We start from the raw sequence: 15,087 nt of genomic DNA, 5'->3' as shown, positions 1-15,087 counted from the left end.
CTAAAAAGTTATAACTTATGTACCCTGAGGAGAGGGTTCACAAACAGAAGGGGCGGTTGTGGATCAGCATTAAAAAGGGTTCGTTGCCCATTGAAGGGATTGTTTAATAAAGATGCGCGGATGCAGTTTTAGCTGCGCCGTCATATACTCTGCAATGTCTTCTGGCTGCATATACTTCTCTCTATCCTGTTTTTCATCAAAATTGTCACCAAAAGCTAGTTCTGTAGCCACAAGGCTAGGGTTTAGGGTGAAGACTCGAACATTGTGACGACGAACTTCTTGCATAAGGGCTTCTGTCATCCCTTGAATTGCAAATTTCGATGCACTATAAGAAGTAGAGCCAGCAGTTCCTTTCAATCCATTACTTGAGGAAATGTTTACAATATCCCCTTGATTCTCATCAATCATATGAGGGAGGACAGCTCTTGTAACATGATAGGTTCCATACACATTAACCTCAAAAGTACGCTTCCACTCTTCAGGCTCTAATTCAAGGAACGAACCATATAATCCAATTCCAGCGTTGTTTACTAAAATATTGGCTGGACCAACTTCTTGCTTTAACTGCTCTACAGCTCTTTCTACTTCTTCAAGATTGGCAATATCGGCTACCGCATAAGATGCTTTTACGCCATAAGAAATAACTTCATCTCTGACCGTTTTAAGTTTACTCTCTGTTCTTGCAATAAGTCCTACGTGAATGCCTTCTTTAGCAAACTGAATCGCTGTCGCACGTCCAATGCCACTACCAGCTCCAGTAATATAAGCCACTTTTCCTTTAACTTCTTGTGCCAATGTTATCATCCTTTCTTTATCAATAGTGTAAGCGCAACCTAGAACAATCTCAAAAGAATTGCTTTCTATTCGAGATGTTTCAATAGTGGATTTAGCGGTAATACATGTTACGTAAGCACAAGCAGACAACTTTTTACAAATTAAATTATAAATAAAGGAGACCTCGAATATGCGTAAGAACTTAAAACATTACATTAATGGAGAATGGATTGAATCAACTGGTAATGAAACATACAATGTGATCAACCCGGCAACGGAAGAGCCGATGGGCCAAATTAGTTTGGGTACCAAAGAAGATTTAGATAAAGCGGTAAAAGCAGCCCGTGACGCTTTCCCTAGTTTCTCTCAAACGTCCAAAGAAGAACGCGTAGAAATGCTTGAGAACATCGCTGAAGCCTATGCCAGACGTAAAGATGAATTCATTGAAGTGATGACAGATGAACTAGGAGCACCTCTTAAAATTTCAGAAAAAGTTCATTATAGCATGGGCTATAATCATTTTGCTCAGGCCGCTGAATCTCTTAAATCCATAGAATTTATGGAAGACCGCGGCGATCATACTCTTGTGAAGGAATCTGTTGGGGTTAGTGGTCTTATCACACCATGGAACTTCCCGACAAACCAAGCTTCAACGAAAATTGCTAGTGCCTTCGCAGCAGGTAGTCCTGTTGTCTTAAAGCCATCTGAAATGACGCCATTTGCGGCTATTATGTTAGCAGAGATCTTTGATGAAGTAGGCGTGCCTAAAGGCGTATTTAACTTAGTCAATGGTACAGGTGAAACAATTGGGGATGGCATTAGTTCTCATCCTGACATCGACTTTGTATCCTTCACTGGTTCTGCAGGTGTAGGTGCCAAAGTTATGCAAAATGCGTCTGAAACAATTAAGAATGTGGCTCTAGAGCTAGGCGGGAAGTCTCCGTTAATCGTTCTTGAAGATGCCGATATGAAAGACGCAGCACGTAATGCAGTAAGTAATATCGCAACCAATACAGGGCAAGTTTGCTCAGCAGCTACAAGAATGATTGTTCCAGCTTCTAAGAAAGAGGAATTCGAACAAGCAGTTCTTGACGTACTACCTGAATTTCCAGTAGGTCATCCTCGTGAAGGAAATTATATTGGACCACTTGTATCGAAAAAGCAATGGGATACGGTTCAATCTTATATTGAAAAAGGTATCGAAGAAGGAGCTAATGTGATTGCCGGTGGTACAGGTCTTCCGGATGGTTTAGATAAAGGGTATTACGCTAAGCCAACCATTTTCACTGACGTTTCCAATGACATGGTTATTGCTCAGGAAGAAATCTTCGGACCAGTCATGAGTATTATTACGTATGATAATATTGACCATGCGATTGAAATTGGAAATGATGTTGTATACGGCCTAGCTGGCTATGTATACGGTAAAGATCCTGAAACTCTTAAAAAGGTAGCAACATCTATCCGAGCTGGACGTATCAAGGTGAATGATGCTGCTCACGACTTTGCAGCACCATTTGGTGGGTATAAGCAATCTGGTATTGGTCGTGAGTGGGGTGACTTTGGTATCGAAGAGTACCTTGAGAAGAAAGCCATCCTAGGATATCCATCATAAACTAGATCGTAAATATTGCGAGCCGCCCTTTTAAAAGGGTGGCTCTTTTCACGTTTATTGCTAAGAACAAGCCCTTATTTGAATGAGTAATAGGGGTTAGGAAAAAAATAACTTGAAATCTTTTAAATAAATGCTTGTAGAAAGGGTTTTCAACTGGTATAGTAAGAGTTAATTATTCTTGTTCGTTTACGAGTGAAAGAAAAAAGTAACTGATCAGTCGCTTTCGTCTGGAACGAATATGCAGAGCAATAATAGTAATACAATGTGGACTTGATCCACGCAGGAGGTAACAATTATGTTACAAGGTACAGTTAAATGGTTCAACGCTGAAAAAGGTTTCGGTTTTATCGAAGTAGAAGGTCAAGACGATGTATTCGTTCATTTCTCTGCTATTCAAGACGAAGGTTTCAAAACGTTAGAAGAAAACCAAACAGTTTCATTTGAAATTGTTGAAGGTAACCGTGGCCCACAAGCTGCTAACGTTCAAAAGTAATAACTGCGATAAGCGATAAAAAAGACTGCCGGAAACGGCAGTCTTTTTTTATATGAGTGTATAGAGGATATAGGCGACGATCAGTGCGATGGTAAGAACTCCCGTCCCTTTCCAACCCAATTTGTTTACCAAGTGACCTAAACTAAAGAGGTCTTCATTTGAATAGCTCTCTTTCCTTTCAGCCGTCATATCGTAATTACTCCCATTTGTTAATCGTTTTCGTCTTTCTTTAGCTGTTTCCTTTTTATCCCCCATAATAACTCCTTATTAAGTGTTAATCTGATTTAATGGTCATCCTATCATACTATTTAGGATAATTGTATCGTTTGAGAAATTGATTATGATGGGGAAGTGGTTTTTCCTTATTTATCAATAAAATGGAAAAATAAAAATTAAATGGTAAAATAAGGTTAAGGCTAATCATTTTCGGTAATAGGATAGTAGTGAGCTTCTATGGATGCTCGCTTTCTTTCCACATACTATATAGGATTGCGATATAGTGAGAAACGAACTGGTAAAGGCGTGGACATTATGAAGGATAAGTGGCTGATGCAGTTAAGGAAAGGAAGCTATGAACTAGCGATTTTGCTTTTATTAAAGGAGCGGCCGATGTATGGATACGAGATTACGAATAGGTTGAAAGAAACGGACGAATTAAGTATAGGAGGTGGAGCCATCTACCCTGTACTTAAGCGCATGCAAGACCAGGAGCTTATTTGTTATTACTGGGAAGATTCAGAACAGGGACCAGCCAAGAAATACTATTACCTTTCAAAGAAAGGGGGGGAGACAGCGAAAGAACGGATGGAGGTCTATGAGAAAATGTTTGAAGCCTTAAGGTCATTCGATCAACCGACAAAGGAGTGAGTAGAGTGGTGGAGGAGGTCTATGAAGAATATACAAACGAGATTGAGAGACATATGAGCAAAATACCCTCTTTATCTTCTGATTGGGAAGAATTCAAAAGTCATGTGTACGGTTTTGTTGTGGATGTCGCTTCTGAAACCAATACAAAAGCTGCTCTATTAAGTGCGGTGAAAAAAGAATTTGGGACTCCTGAAGAAGTAGCGAAACAGTGGAAAGACCTTGAACTAGTTTCCGCATATAGAAGAAACTCAGATCAGGTTACAAGGTATCTTCCATTAGTCACTAGTCTCTCTTGTATAGCCTTAGCGATGTTCACACCTTTTCACTACGCACCTATTGGACTATTGTTTCTGTTTATATCTTTGTACGCTGTCTTAACAAAGCACCCCTTTTTGTTTTCTTACTATAAGAAGAGACCTTCTAAGGTTTATAAAAAGGGCCCTTTTTGGGTATATACAAGCTTTTGTGTGAGCTTAGGTTTAGCCTTCTTCTACATGGAATGGTGGCTACCATAAAGAGAGGAGGAAGTTCATGTATTTGAATACAGCACCTTTAGCAATAGGGATTATTTTGTTGTTGTTTGCGTTTATGGTAGGGGTCAAAAAGCAGACGTGGTTATTAAGCGGGTTTAACCAACACCGTGTACGGGACAAAGAAAAGCTATCAAGATTGGTTGGTCATTTAGATTTATCCACGGGTCTTGTTTTAATCCTTTCAGGGCTATTAACGCCCCCTACTTCGATTGAAATCGTTATGGGGATTTTGGTTCCTATTATTCTCGTTGCTCATCTAGGGATGATACTCTATGTTCAGAAGAATATGGTAGAATAGTGCATTCCTTTTTAGGGATGCCTTTATTTTTCTGTGGCTCTGGGTGTATACTTTTTTAGTAAACTTGAAACATAGTAGGGTTTGTCACCGTCATATAATAGAATAAAGGAAAAGAGGAGAAGTATGGCCAATTCAGCATTCCATCATATCTGTATTCAAACAAATCGTTATAAACAATCCCTTGATTTTTACACAAAATTATTAGGGTTCACACTTGCGCGTGAACATCCTAATTTCCATGGCCGTGCTTATAACTCATGGTTACAACTAGGAGACTTCTATATTGAATTACAAACAGGAAAAGGGAATGACGTTCTATCTGAGCCTTCTAAAGAAGTTCAGGGCATGGTCCATTTCTGCTTGTGGGTAGAAAATATAGAGGAGATCGTGACAGAGTTAAAAGAAAAAGGAGTAAAGTTTAAACGTAAAAATGGTAAAGAAATATATGACGTTGAGGGAGGTCGTCTCTCGAAGGTGTACGCACCAGAAGGAACACTTATTGAACTGCGAGAGAATAAAGGGATCTAAAGGTTGGGATATATACCTAGAGTTCGCATCCAATCTGTGATGAATAATGGATTTTTACATAGGAAAGGAACCTGCATATGAGCAAAAATGAAATAGCAAAAGAAGTCATTAGTTGGAGTAAGGTGATCGTATTTGTACTCGTCTTTTCCGTGGCGATTACGACATTTCTATTACAACCCTTCAAAGTAAGTGGCCAATCAATGGAACCGACGTTAGATGGAATGGACCTTAAAGAAGGGGACATGAAAGGCGATCGGCTTTGGGTGTTTAAGAGTGCTTATACGCTTGGTCAACAGCCTGACTACAAAGATATCATTGTAGTCGATAACCGCTTGGATGAAGAGAGAACACTTAAAGATAAAGTGCTGGAAAGTCCAGTCGTAAGCATGATTCTAGGAAGTGAAAGCCAAGACAATTATTGGGTGAAGCGCGTAATCGGGAAGCCTGGTGATACTCTAGAATCTAAAGATGGTAAGCTTTATCGAAACGGAGAAGTTATTCAAGAAGACTATATTAAAGAAGATATGATTGGTTCATTTGATAAAGTGGTTGTATCAGAGGGGCATGTATTTGTGATGGGGGATAATCGCAATAACAGTCATGATAGCCGTGCAGTGGGAGCTATTCCGATCGATCACCTGGTGGGTCAGGTCTTCTTGCGCTTTTATCCATTTGACCATATTAAAACGTTTTAAGTACAAAGCCATCCGGTAAAGCGGATGGTTTTTATTGTGCAGGTTGTATGAATTGAGAAAATAATGTGGTTCTGAAATAATATTGATAATGAAATTCTATCCAAAATCTTACTAAACTTATAGAACGAAAGAGGTCTGATGGTATGCAATTTTTAATTATGTTAATGGTTTTCGTAGGTGGGATTGGTGTGGCTGTTCAGTCTTCTGTGAATGGAGGGTTAGGTCAGAAAATTGGGGTATTTGAAGGAGCATTTGTCTCATTCTTGGTTGGGACGGTCACTCTCTTTATGGTGATGCTTTTCTTTGGGAAAGGGAACATTGTTCAAGTATTTCATGTACCAAAATGGCAATTAATCGGGGGGATGCTTGGAGCTTTCTTCGTATCCGCAATGGTACTTGCTGTGCCTCGTATTGGTGTAGGAGCTGCAATCTTTACACTGGTATCGGCTCAGTTAATTGCTAGCTCCTTAATTGACCATTTTGGTTGGTTTGGGTTAAAACAGATTCCACTTGACTCATCCCGAATTGCGGGTATGATTCTAATGATTATAGCTGTTATTTTATACACGAAGAAATAATCGCTGCCTTTACTTGTTCATCATATCTTTGTAGGTCGTTACTTTTTTCTCAAGCATTTGTTCTGTTTCCTTCAATTCTTGGATTTGATTTTGAATTGAAGCCTGGTGGTCTTCTAATAACTGCAATCGTTCATGAACGGTATGCTCTCCTTCTTGCAGGAGCTTTACATATTGTTGGATCGTGGCAACAGGCATATGGGTTTCGCGTAGTTTCAAAACAAAACGAAGCCACTGAACTTGTTGATCGGAATAGTTCCTAACCCCAGCTTGATTACGGCTGGATTCTAAAATCCCTTCTTGTTCATAATAACGAAGGGTATGAGGTTTTATATTGAGTTGAGATGCGACTTCACTTATAGAATACATCATTGAGCCTCCTCTTGAGAGTATTGAGCGCATGAATGCTTGACTTCAAGTGCACTTTAATGGATAGGCTTATAGTGTATCACATAATAAAGAGGAGGATCATGTATGGCATACACAGTTATTACGGGAGCAAGTTCTGGAATTGGATATGAAGCAGCAATCGCTTTCGCAGAGAGAGGGAAAGATCTGATTCTTGTTGCGCGTCGTGAAGAAAAGTTAGAGGAATTGAAAGCAGAGATAGAAAAACAACACAGTGTGAACGTCGTTGTTAAAACAGCAGACCTCGCAGAGCCTGAACGTGTTCATGCTCTATACGAAGAGATTAAGTCCTATCCGTTAGAGACATTTGTAAATAACGCTGGATTCGGGAACTTTGATCCAGTAGCTGAGCAAGATCTTGGTAAGATCCAGAAAATGCTTCGCTTAAATATCGAAGCGTTAACGGTTCTTTCTACTCTATTTGTACGTGATTATGAGAACAAGGAAGGAACTCAACTCTTAAATATCTCATCAGCTGGCGGGTACAATATCGTTGGCGGTGCAGTGACCTACTGCTCGACGAAGTTTTACGTAAGTGCGTTCACCGAAGGCCTTGCGCAAGAACTTGAAGGAAAAGGGGCGAAGATGAGAGCGAAAGTGCTGGCCCCTGCCGCAACCGAAACAGAATTTATGAAGCGTTCCCTTGATGTGGAGGACGTTTCTTACGAAGGCAATGTGGCTCAGTACCATACTGCAAAAGAAATGGCTCACTTTTTACTAGATCTATATGATAGCAACAAAGTTGTTGGAATTGTGGACGGAGAAACATATGAGTTTCACTTAAAGGATCCAATCTATCCTTATGTTGAGCGCTCTACTAAATAAGTTGAAGGGAGCTTCCAAAAGGAAGTTCCCTTTATTTTTTATGAGTGAATGTTTCTGTTTCCTTTAATTGGAGATAAAGGTAGTTCTGAAAATCACTCGCTTTTCACGAATTGAAACGTTTCATGCTTTACCGTGGCGAGGCCCAGGGTTTGTTTGTCTCTAACATATCTCCTTTAGAAGTGAAGCATACTAAAGGTAACTTTATTAAAGGAGTAGATGCTCATGTCTCAAAAAGGCCCATCCAAACATAATCAAAAATCTGCTGAGATCGCAAAAAAGAACAAGCAATTTGAAGCGGAGTTAGCAGAGGATGTACAAATCGGAAATGCTAAACACCAGAGTCAGAAAAAGAGTGGAAGACAAGCAAATAAAAAATAAACAATAAGATTTTTACAGGAGGGAAGCCATGTATAATACGTGGCTTCCCTTTTTCTTATCCCTCGGTAATGCTCATAAACCTTCCGCTCATAAGAACGCCTTACATTACACAACCTAAAAATATGAAGATGTGGAGGTATGACAATGAATGTTGCTCAATTGTTAATAAAATGTTTAGAGCATGAAGGGGTAGAATATATCTTTGGTGTTCCTGGTGAAGAGAACATCGATGTAATGGACGCTATTAAAGAGTCTAAGATTGAATTTATTACGACACGTCATGAAACGAGTGCTGCCTTTATGGCAGGAACGTATGGCCGGTTAACGGGTAAACCTGGAGTTTGTTTGGCGACTCTTGGACCTGGTGCAACGAATTTGTTAACCGGGGTTGCGAATGCAAATATGGATCACTGTCCACTCATTGCCATAACAGGACAGGCCGGCTTAAATCGCCAGCATAAGATTTCTCATCAATATTATGACCTTGTAGACATTTATGAGCCAGTTACGAAGTGGAATGCACAGATTAAAACAGGAGAAATTGTACCTGAGGTGGTTCGAAAAGCCTATCAATTAGCTGCAGGCGAGAAGCCGGGTGCCACGCATATTGATTTACCAGAAGACGTTGCTGAGATGGAAGTGGATCTTGATCCTCTTTACATAACGGATTATAAACGACCTCAGGCTGGTGAGCATGTTTTAAAGGAAGCATCAATGTTGATTTCTAAAGCGAAAACGCCTTTGATTTTAGCCGGAAACGGTGTAACGCGTTGTGGGGGGAGTAAGAAGCTTCGTGAGTTTGTTAAGAAGACACAAATTCCTGTCGTTCATTCCTTTATGGGCAAAGGGGCTGTTTCTTGGAAAGATGAATTAAGTCTTCTGACAGCAGGACTTAGTGGTGGAGACTACATTACGTGTGGGTTCAATCAAGCGGATTTGATTATTACGATTGGATTTGACATGGCAGAGACACCTCCAAGAAACTGGAACCCAAACGGCGAAACCCCTATCCTTCATATTGACACAGAAGAGGCAGAGATTGATGCCTACTATCCTGTCGCTCTTAACGTGGTTGGAGATATCAAGCAAAATCTTGAACAGTTAATGAAGATGGTTCCAGAGCAGGAAAGGAATTTGGATTGGGCCAAGTCAATTCGTAAGAAAGCGCTCGATGAACTAGATTCCTATAAGCAAGACTCTGGCTTCCCTGTGAAACCACAGAAGATTATTGCGGACCTGCGTGATGTGTTACGAGATGAGGATATTGTGATCTCTGACGTCGGTGCTCATAAAATGTGGATTGCTCGGATGTATCATACAGCACAGCCGAATACATGTCTCATATCAAATGGATTGGCTTCAATGGGAGTAGCCGTCCCAGGGGCAATTGGTGCGAAGCTGGCCAATCGTGACAAAACGATTGTGGCCGTTTGTGGGGATGGGGGATTCCTCATGACAGGAGCAGACATTGAAACAGCGGTTCGCCTAAATGTACCGATTGTTATTCTATTATGGAGAGATGAGGGCTACGGTCTGATTGAATGGCATCAGATGAAGAAATTTGATCGACCCGCTCATATTGATTTTGGGAACCCTGACTTCTTAAAGTTTGCAGAGTCGTTTGGAATGGAAGGCATGCGAGTGGACCGTGCAGAAGATTTAAAGCCAGCTTTGGAGAAAGCTGTTGCCATGAAACGCCCTGTATTAATCGATTGTCCAGTGGATTATAAAGAGAATATGAAGTTAACAGAGAAGCTAAACAATATCACGTGTGAATGAGGTGACACCATGAGAATCGGATCGATTATAAATGGTCAAGAATATATAGAAGAAGATAGAGAGACCCTTTCTGTCAGGAACCCCTACAATGATGAACTTGTAGCGGAAATTGCTCTAGCGAACGTGAGTGAATTACAGGAAGCGATAGAAGAAAGTTATGAAGTTTTTCATAACACGATGAAGAAGATGCCAGCTCATAAACGGGGTGACATTCTGCGTGAGGCTGCTGATCTATTAGAAGCACGCGAGGATGACTTTGCTCAAATTATTTCGAAAGAGGCAGGGAAGCCTTTGAAATTCAGTCGAGGAGAAGTGCAACGTTCTGTCCAAGTACTTCGCTTTGCATCTGAACAAGCGAAAGATATCAACGGGGAAGTTATTCCGATGGACGCAGCCATAGGTGGAGAGAACCGATTAGGCTTTACAAAACGAGTGCCACTAGGGATTGTGGCAGCGATTACGCCGTTTAACTTTCCTTTAAACCTTTCTCTTCATAAACTAGCCCCTGCGATTGCAGCGGGAAATACGGTGGTGTTTAAGCCTGCCGAGAAAACTCCTGTGTCTGCTTATATGCTTGTAAAGTTACTCCACGAAGCGGGATTACCTCAAGGTGCGCTAAACCTTGTGCTCGGGACAGGTGAAGAGCTAGGTGATCCGTTAGTGGAGCATGAAAAGGTGCATAAAGTCACTTTTACAGGAAGTCTTCCGGTCGGAAGAAGAATTAGGGAAAAAGCCGGATTTAAAAAAGTTACCCTTGAACTTGGTTCAAATTCACCCAATATTATATTTGAAGATAATGACGTTAACGATGTAGTGACGGATTTAGTGAAGGGGGCTTTTGCTTTTTCGGGGCAAGTTTGTATCTCAGCCCAGCGCGTATATGTACACCAGTCTCTTTATGAATCGTTCTTAGCAGAATACAAATCACAAACCGAATCCTTAACGATCGGCGATCCCCTTGATGAAGGTACAGATTTCGGTCCGATGATTACAGAGGAAGCTGCTGAACGGGCAAAAACCTGGATCGACGATGCTGTGAAGAATGGAGCGACAATTGAAACAGGGGGAGAACAAAGAGGCACGATCTTAACCCCAACCATTATGACAAATGTCAAAAGTGATATGAAGATCATCGCTGAAGAAGTATTTGCTCCAATTGTGTCGATTATTCCATTTGAAACAGAAGAAGAAGTGGTCCAGGCCGCTAATGATTCGATTTATGGACTACAAGCAGGTATATTTACGAAAGATATTAACCGAGCCTTTCGAGTGGCAGATCAGATTGAAATGGGCGGCGTGTGGATCAACGAAATCTCAACCTATCGCCAGGATAACCATCCTTATGGGGGTGTCAAGCAAAGCGGTATTGGAAGAGAAGGTGTGAAGTATGCCATTGAGGATATGACCGAGATGAAGTTTTATGGAATAAAGTTAACGTAAAAGGTCAGGGGAGTCTCCCCCTGACCTTTTTGGTTTAAAGTAGTGTAGAGAATATAGTGTACATGATTAGCTAGTTGGTCTAAATATAGTAACCAAATGTTTTGAATGTTTTTATCTAGATCAAGTTGAGAAATCTAGCTCTCTTTGAAATAATTGGTTGGAATGGAACGAACTTTAATAAGATGAAGGGCGTGTCGCTATGAAAATAATCGCAACTTGCTCCATTGTTGCTATTCTTTTACTATCAGGCTGTCAGTCCTCAGCAGATGAAGGAGTAGAAGGGTCACAAACCGAGAACCAGGTCGTCGACCAAGTAGAAGACTATACGTTTGAAGATTATAAGGCGATGTTTAAAGATTCTGTCTCAGAAGCGGAAGCATTTGAGGTTCAGGAGGATAACTTAGAGAAATGGATCGCTCGAACAATTTATCAATCTAAACGGAATGGAAATGATAACGTCAAAGAAGAAGCGGTGCTTGAACAAGCAAAGGAAGCTCTTCAGCAACAAGAAGATAGGAAAAGGTACGCTCAAGAAACCTATGGAGTGCAGGTAACAGAAGAGGAAGTAGATCGTTATATCGAAGAAGGTCCAGATCAATTGGATGTGATGGAGCAGAAGGCAGCTGCGGAGGCGATTGGTATGACGCCAGAAGAATTCAACCACACCTATGACCGCGATCATTATGAAATGGCTGTCCTATATGAAAAGCTCCTCCCAGAATTGAGGAAGAAGTACGATGAAGTTTCTGATGGGAACTTAATTGAACGCTTTAAAGAAGAAGTGGAAAAGGAATAGGAGTTGGAAGAGGCGATTATGGAAGAACAGCTAAGAATTTTCGATCAAAACAAGCATCCAATTGGTGTAGCCTCACGAAGAGACGTTCACCACTATGGATACTGGCACGAAGTGTTCCATTGTTGGATGATAACGCTAATTGAGGATGAGTATTATGTGTATTTGCAACTACGGAGTCCCTTTAAGAAAGACTATCCGGGCCTTTATGATATAACAGCTGCAGGGCACCTTCTTGCTGATGAATCCGTTGAAGATGGAATAAGAGAGGTTGAGGAGGAACTAGGGATTTCCGTTCAGTATGAGGATCTGACTTCGTTGGATACTCTCTCCTATCAGGTTGAGAATGACACAATCATTGATAAAGAGTTTGCGAATGTATTCTTATTAAATAGTAGACTCCAGTTCGATGATTTTAAATTGCAGGTCGAAGAAGTAACGGGTATGATTCGGGTGAAGTTGAATGACTTTGAACAGCTTTGGTCCCATCAGGCAGATCAAGTTAAAGCGTGTGGGTTTAAAATCGGTGTTGATGGACGAAGTCAATCTTTTGAAGAGCGAATCGGTCGAGAAGATTTTGTAGCTCACGATGGTTCATTTTATCGAGAGGTAGTAAGAAGAATTAAGGGTTCTTTATAGATTGGGTCCTTCGCAGCAAGAAAGGGCTGTTTGGGGGATTCTTTATGTACAATCGTAGGAATCTATAAGGTTTGGAGAGTTATGTAGTGTATTAGAGGAGTATGCACCTGGAATAGCCTGTTGGCTTTTCGTTGTTACCACATTATTTTGAGAACTGATAAAATAATAGGTGAGAAGGGGGAGGACGATGAAAAGAGAGCCGATTTATGTGGAAACTAGAATAGAAGCGGATATGGAAGATCTTTGGAACGCTTCCCAGATACCCGATCAACACGAGCAATGGGACCTCCGCTTTTCATCTATTATTTATCAACCTAAAGAACAGGAAGAGGATCCGCAAGACTTTACATATAAGACAAATATAGGTCTAGGTCTTTCAATTGAAGGGTGGGGGAGAAGTAAAGGAACCCATAATGGTAAGGATGGTTCGAGGACTTCTTCTCTTCATTTTGGAACAGATCAAAGGATATCCATTATTACAGAGGGAAGAGGATATTGGAAATATATTCGAAACGATAAGGATTTAACCTTCCTCACTCAATACGATTACCAAACGAGGTTTGGTAAGGTGGGAGCTTTATTCGACCGGTTTATCTTTCGTCCGATGATTGGATGGGCAACAGCACTTAGCTTTGATGTGCTTAAACGTTGGCTTGAGAAAGGGGTCACACCTAAGTCTCAGTACATCCAATTCTTTGTTTATTGGATGCTCGCCTTTTTCTTTTCTTTTATATGGATCTATCATGGGCTAATTCCTAAGATTTTATTTCAACATCCAGAGGAAGTAGCGATGGCAGAGAGTCTCTTGCCTGATGGAGTGTCAGCACCTAATGTTGTACTCGTCATGGGCAGTGGAGAATTGCTCTTTGGTCTCTCGTGGTGGTTTGTTGGTAGACGGAAGTGGCTGCATTTGATTCAAGCATGGGCTATTCCGATTCTCACTCTCTCAGCTATTGTAGCAGACCCGGGTACGCTTACTCATCCTTTCAGTCCTCTCCCTTACAATAGTAGTTTATTTCTATTGTCCTTAATCGGATTGACTATAAGTCGGGACGTGCCAACAGCTAAGACGTGCAAAAGGAAGAGGAAGGAGTGATGGGAATGCCGATCTATTCACAAGTGTTAGGAGATCGATTTAATCGATTACACCCGATGCTAAAGCGGCGATACAAGCAGCTTGAGAAAGGTCCATATAGAGGGTCAGGTGTCATGAAGAAAATAACAAGAGGGCCGAAGTGGATGTATCCACTGATGTTTTTGGGAACAAGAAGAAAGCTTCTATTTCCTGAGAGTGGAGTATTCATCCCATTTACCATTCAGCATCAGCCTTTAACAGGAGATAATGGAGAGGAACAAGTGCACTGGGAGAGAGTGTTTTATTTCAGTGGAAAGAAGCGGTATTTCAATGCCCTGATGAGCCTTGATTCTGAGCGTGGGATTATTAAAGACTATCTTGGGGAGCCCTCAGTTCTATATTCTGATTTGGCATTAACTGTTCTTGAAAACGGTGGTCTCCACATTCAGTCAAAGCGGCAGCGCGCGGTGATTGGTGATAAAGAAATCCCTTTACCCCGATTCCTCCAAGGGGTGGCAACCGTAGTTGAAGCCTTTAATGAGGAGAGAAATGTGTTCGAAATTCAGGTGAGGGTTCAAAACCCAATCATCGGAACGATCTTTTCTTACGAAGGGGAGTTTACTCAGGATGCGTAACATTCCTACCAGTAGAGTCAAGGGTTCGTTCCATGTCGGAGAGAATGTGCTTAAAGACCATGAGGACAGAGAGCGTCAAGAAGTAGGTCTCGTAGAAGACATGAGATTATATAGGGAAGATGTTGATCTAAACACCTTGTCTCCGGCGATTATCGATTTTTATGAAAGAACAACCTCTTATCGCTTATTGGCCAAAGTAAAATGGAAAGCATGGTTTAAGCCATTTGCAGCGGTTTATCGTTTGTTAAGTAAGAGAACGGAACAAATTAATTTGCCTCTATCTGGTAAAGAAGTAGAAATGACAGGGGATATTGTGCCGGTTTCAGAAGAGACAGACGGTCGGTACCGGCCAAGGGCATGGGTGAGAAAGATCGGGGACGAAGTATGTTTTGTTGCTATCTATTCTTTCCATAAGACGAATCAGCGGACCTATATGAATATTGGGCTCCCATTACCCTTTTCAACGATGACAGGAGTACTTGAACTTCATCAAAAGGGAAGTCGTTTAAGCTTATCGAGTAAACGCCTTAAATCAAAGGATGCTGATTCTGGGACGTATTTAAAGACTAGACTTGGAAGCTTCAAATTACCGATTGAAGAATACTTTCTGGTGGAAGAAGTGGGAGAAGGGGCGTTACATGCGACCCATAACATGTGGTTATGGTCGATTCCCTTTTTAACAATTACATACTGTATTTTACCGAAATCAGAATAAATATTACATAAATGAAGCCCTG

The 15,087-nt window shown here is 41.0% G+C and carries 20 protein-coding genes; 17 read left to right on the top strand and 3 right to left on the bottom strand.

The genetic code is table 11. From position 1 onward, the window contains the following. Positions 1–69: 69 nt before the first annotated feature. Positions 70–795, bottom strand: a complete 726-nt coding sequence (locus QNI29_RS13635) for a 3-ketoacyl-ACP reductase (RefSeq protein ID WP_231417054.1) — start codon at positions 793–795, stop codon at positions 70–72. A 169-nt stretch (positions 796–964) separates the two neighbouring features. Between QNI29_RS13635 and QNI29_RS13630 the strand changes: the two genes are divergently transcribed. Beyond that, a complete protein-coding gene (locus QNI29_RS13630; protein WP_231417053.1) occupies positions 965–2,389 on the top strand; it encodes an aldehyde dehydrogenase family protein in 1,425 nt (474 codons plus the stop codon). 295 nt (positions 2,390–2,684) lie between these two features. Further along, positions 2,685–2,882 carry a cold-shock protein gene (locus QNI29_RS13625; RefSeq protein ID WP_027446191.1) on the top strand — a complete coding sequence of 66 codons (198 nt, stop codon included), beginning with the start codon at positions 2,685–2,687 and terminating at the stop codon, positions 2,880–2,882. A 48-nt stretch (positions 2,883–2,930) separates the two neighbouring features. Here the strand turns inward: QNI29_RS13625 and QNI29_RS13620 are convergent, their stop codons facing one another. Beyond that, positions 2,931–3,137, bottom strand: coding sequence for a DUF6366 family protein (locus QNI29_RS13620; RefSeq protein ID WP_231417052.1), 207 nt, complete (start codon positions 3,135–3,137; stop codon positions 2,931–2,933). Positions 3,138–3,335: 198 nt separating this feature from the next. Between QNI29_RS13620 and QNI29_RS13615 the strand changes: the two genes are divergently transcribed. From QNI29_RS13615 to QNI29_RS13590, 6 genes are all read left to right on the top strand, one after another. Beyond that, positions 3,336–3,749 carry a PadR family transcriptional regulator gene (locus tag QNI29_RS13615; protein ID WP_231417051.1) on the top strand — a complete coding sequence of 138 codons (414 nt, stop codon included), beginning with the start codon at positions 3,336–3,338 and terminating at the stop codon, positions 3,747–3,749. Positions 3,750–3,802: 53 nt separating this feature from the next. Beyond that, complete coding sequence (locus tag QNI29_RS13610) at positions 3,803–4,264, top strand: hypothetical protein (RefSeq protein WP_231417050.1); 462 nt, start codon at positions 3,803–3,805, stop codon at positions 4,262–4,264. 16 nt (positions 4,265–4,280) lie between these two features. After that, complete coding sequence (locus QNI29_RS13605; protein ID WP_231417049.1) at positions 4,281–4,580, top strand: DUF3784 domain-containing protein; 300 nt, start codon at positions 4,281–4,283, stop codon at positions 4,578–4,580. Positions 4,581–4,703: 123 nt separating this feature from the next. Next, positions 4,704–5,108 (top strand): VOC family protein, encoded by a 405-nt coding sequence (locus tag QNI29_RS13600; protein ID WP_231417048.1) that lies wholly within the window; start codon positions 4,704–4,706, stop codon positions 5,106–5,108. 77 nt (positions 5,109–5,185) lie between these two features. Continuing rightward, complete coding sequence (gene lepB / locus QNI29_RS13595) at positions 5,186–5,803, top strand: signal peptidase I (protein WP_231417047.1); 618 nt, start codon at positions 5,186–5,188, stop codon at positions 5,801–5,803. A gap of 143 nt (positions 5,804–5,946) precedes the next feature. Further along, the gene (locus tag QNI29_RS13590) at positions 5,947–6,381 is read left to right on the top strand and encodes a DMT family transporter (RefSeq protein WP_231417046.1); all 435 of its coding nucleotides are present in this window, start codon (positions 5,947–5,949) and stop codon (positions 6,379–6,381) included. Positions 6,382–6,390: 9 nt separating this feature from the next. Here QNI29_RS13590 and QNI29_RS13585 read toward each other — a convergent pair whose 3' ends face one another. After that, entirely contained in the window at positions 6,391–6,747 is a 357-nt protein-coding gene (locus QNI29_RS13585) for a MerR family transcriptional regulator (protein WP_231417589.1), read from the bottom strand. Positions 6,748–6,852: 105 nt separating this feature from the next. On the opposite strand from QNI29_RS13585, the gene QNI29_RS13580 reads away from it, so the two are divergent. From QNI29_RS13580 to QNI29_RS13540, 9 genes are all read left to right on the top strand, one after another. Next, complete coding sequence (locus QNI29_RS13580; protein WP_231417045.1) at positions 6,853–7,611, top strand: SDR family NAD(P)-dependent oxidoreductase; 759 nt, start codon at positions 6,853–6,855, stop codon at positions 7,609–7,611. 222 nt (positions 7,612–7,833) lie between these two features. Next, positions 7,834–7,989, top strand: coding sequence for a hypothetical protein (locus QNI29_RS13575; RefSeq protein ID WP_231417044.1), 156 nt, complete (start codon positions 7,834–7,836; stop codon positions 7,987–7,989). Between the two features lie 144 nt (positions 7,990–8,133). Beyond that, a complete protein-coding gene (locus QNI29_RS13570) occupies positions 8,134–9,768 on the top strand; it encodes an acetolactate synthase large subunit (RefSeq protein WP_231417043.1) in 1,635 nt (544 codons plus the stop codon). Between the two features lie 9 nt (positions 9,769–9,777). Beyond that, the gene (locus QNI29_RS13565; RefSeq protein WP_231417042.1) at positions 9,778–11,208 is read left to right on the top strand and encodes an aldehyde dehydrogenase family protein; all 1,431 of its coding nucleotides are present in this window, start codon (positions 9,778–9,780) and stop codon (positions 11,206–11,208) included. Positions 11,209–11,407: 199 nt separating this feature from the next. Then, the gene (locus tag QNI29_RS13560) at positions 11,408–12,004 is read left to right on the top strand and encodes a hypothetical protein (RefSeq protein WP_231417041.1); all 597 of its coding nucleotides are present in this window, start codon (positions 11,408–11,410) and stop codon (positions 12,002–12,004) included. Positions 12,005–12,022: 18 nt separating this feature from the next. Beyond that, positions 12,023–12,640, top strand: coding sequence for an NUDIX hydrolase (locus QNI29_RS13555; RefSeq protein WP_231417040.1), 618 nt, complete (start codon positions 12,023–12,025; stop codon positions 12,638–12,640). A 187-nt stretch (positions 12,641–12,827) separates the two neighbouring features. Further along, on the top strand, positions 12,828–13,736 hold the full coding sequence (locus QNI29_RS13550; RefSeq protein WP_231417039.1) for a DoxX-like family protein: 909 nt from the start codon (positions 12,828–12,830) through the stop codon (positions 13,734–13,736). 5 nt (positions 13,737–13,741) lie between these two features. Next, positions 13,742–14,350 carry a DUF4166 domain-containing protein gene (locus tag QNI29_RS13545; protein ID WP_231417038.1) on the top strand — a complete coding sequence of 203 codons (609 nt, stop codon included), beginning with the start codon at positions 13,742–13,744 and terminating at the stop codon, positions 14,348–14,350. After that, positions 14,343–15,065: a helix-turn-helix domain-containing protein gene (locus QNI29_RS13540; protein WP_231417037.1), complete on the top strand. Its 723-nt coding sequence runs from the start codon at positions 14,343–14,345 to the stop codon at positions 15,063–15,065. The genes QNI29_RS13545 and QNI29_RS13540 overlap by 8 nt, the downstream gene beginning before the upstream one ends. Positions 15,066–15,087 lie beyond the last annotated feature (22 nt).

It is taken from the genome of Pontibacillus chungwhensis (assembly GCF_030166655.1).
Taxonomy (GTDB): domain Bacteria; phylum Bacillota; class Bacilli; order Bacillales; family BH030062; genus Pontibacillus.
The sequence above is the reverse complement of the archived record's forward strand: the minus strand, read 5'-3'. Positions and strand labels throughout refer to the sequence as shown.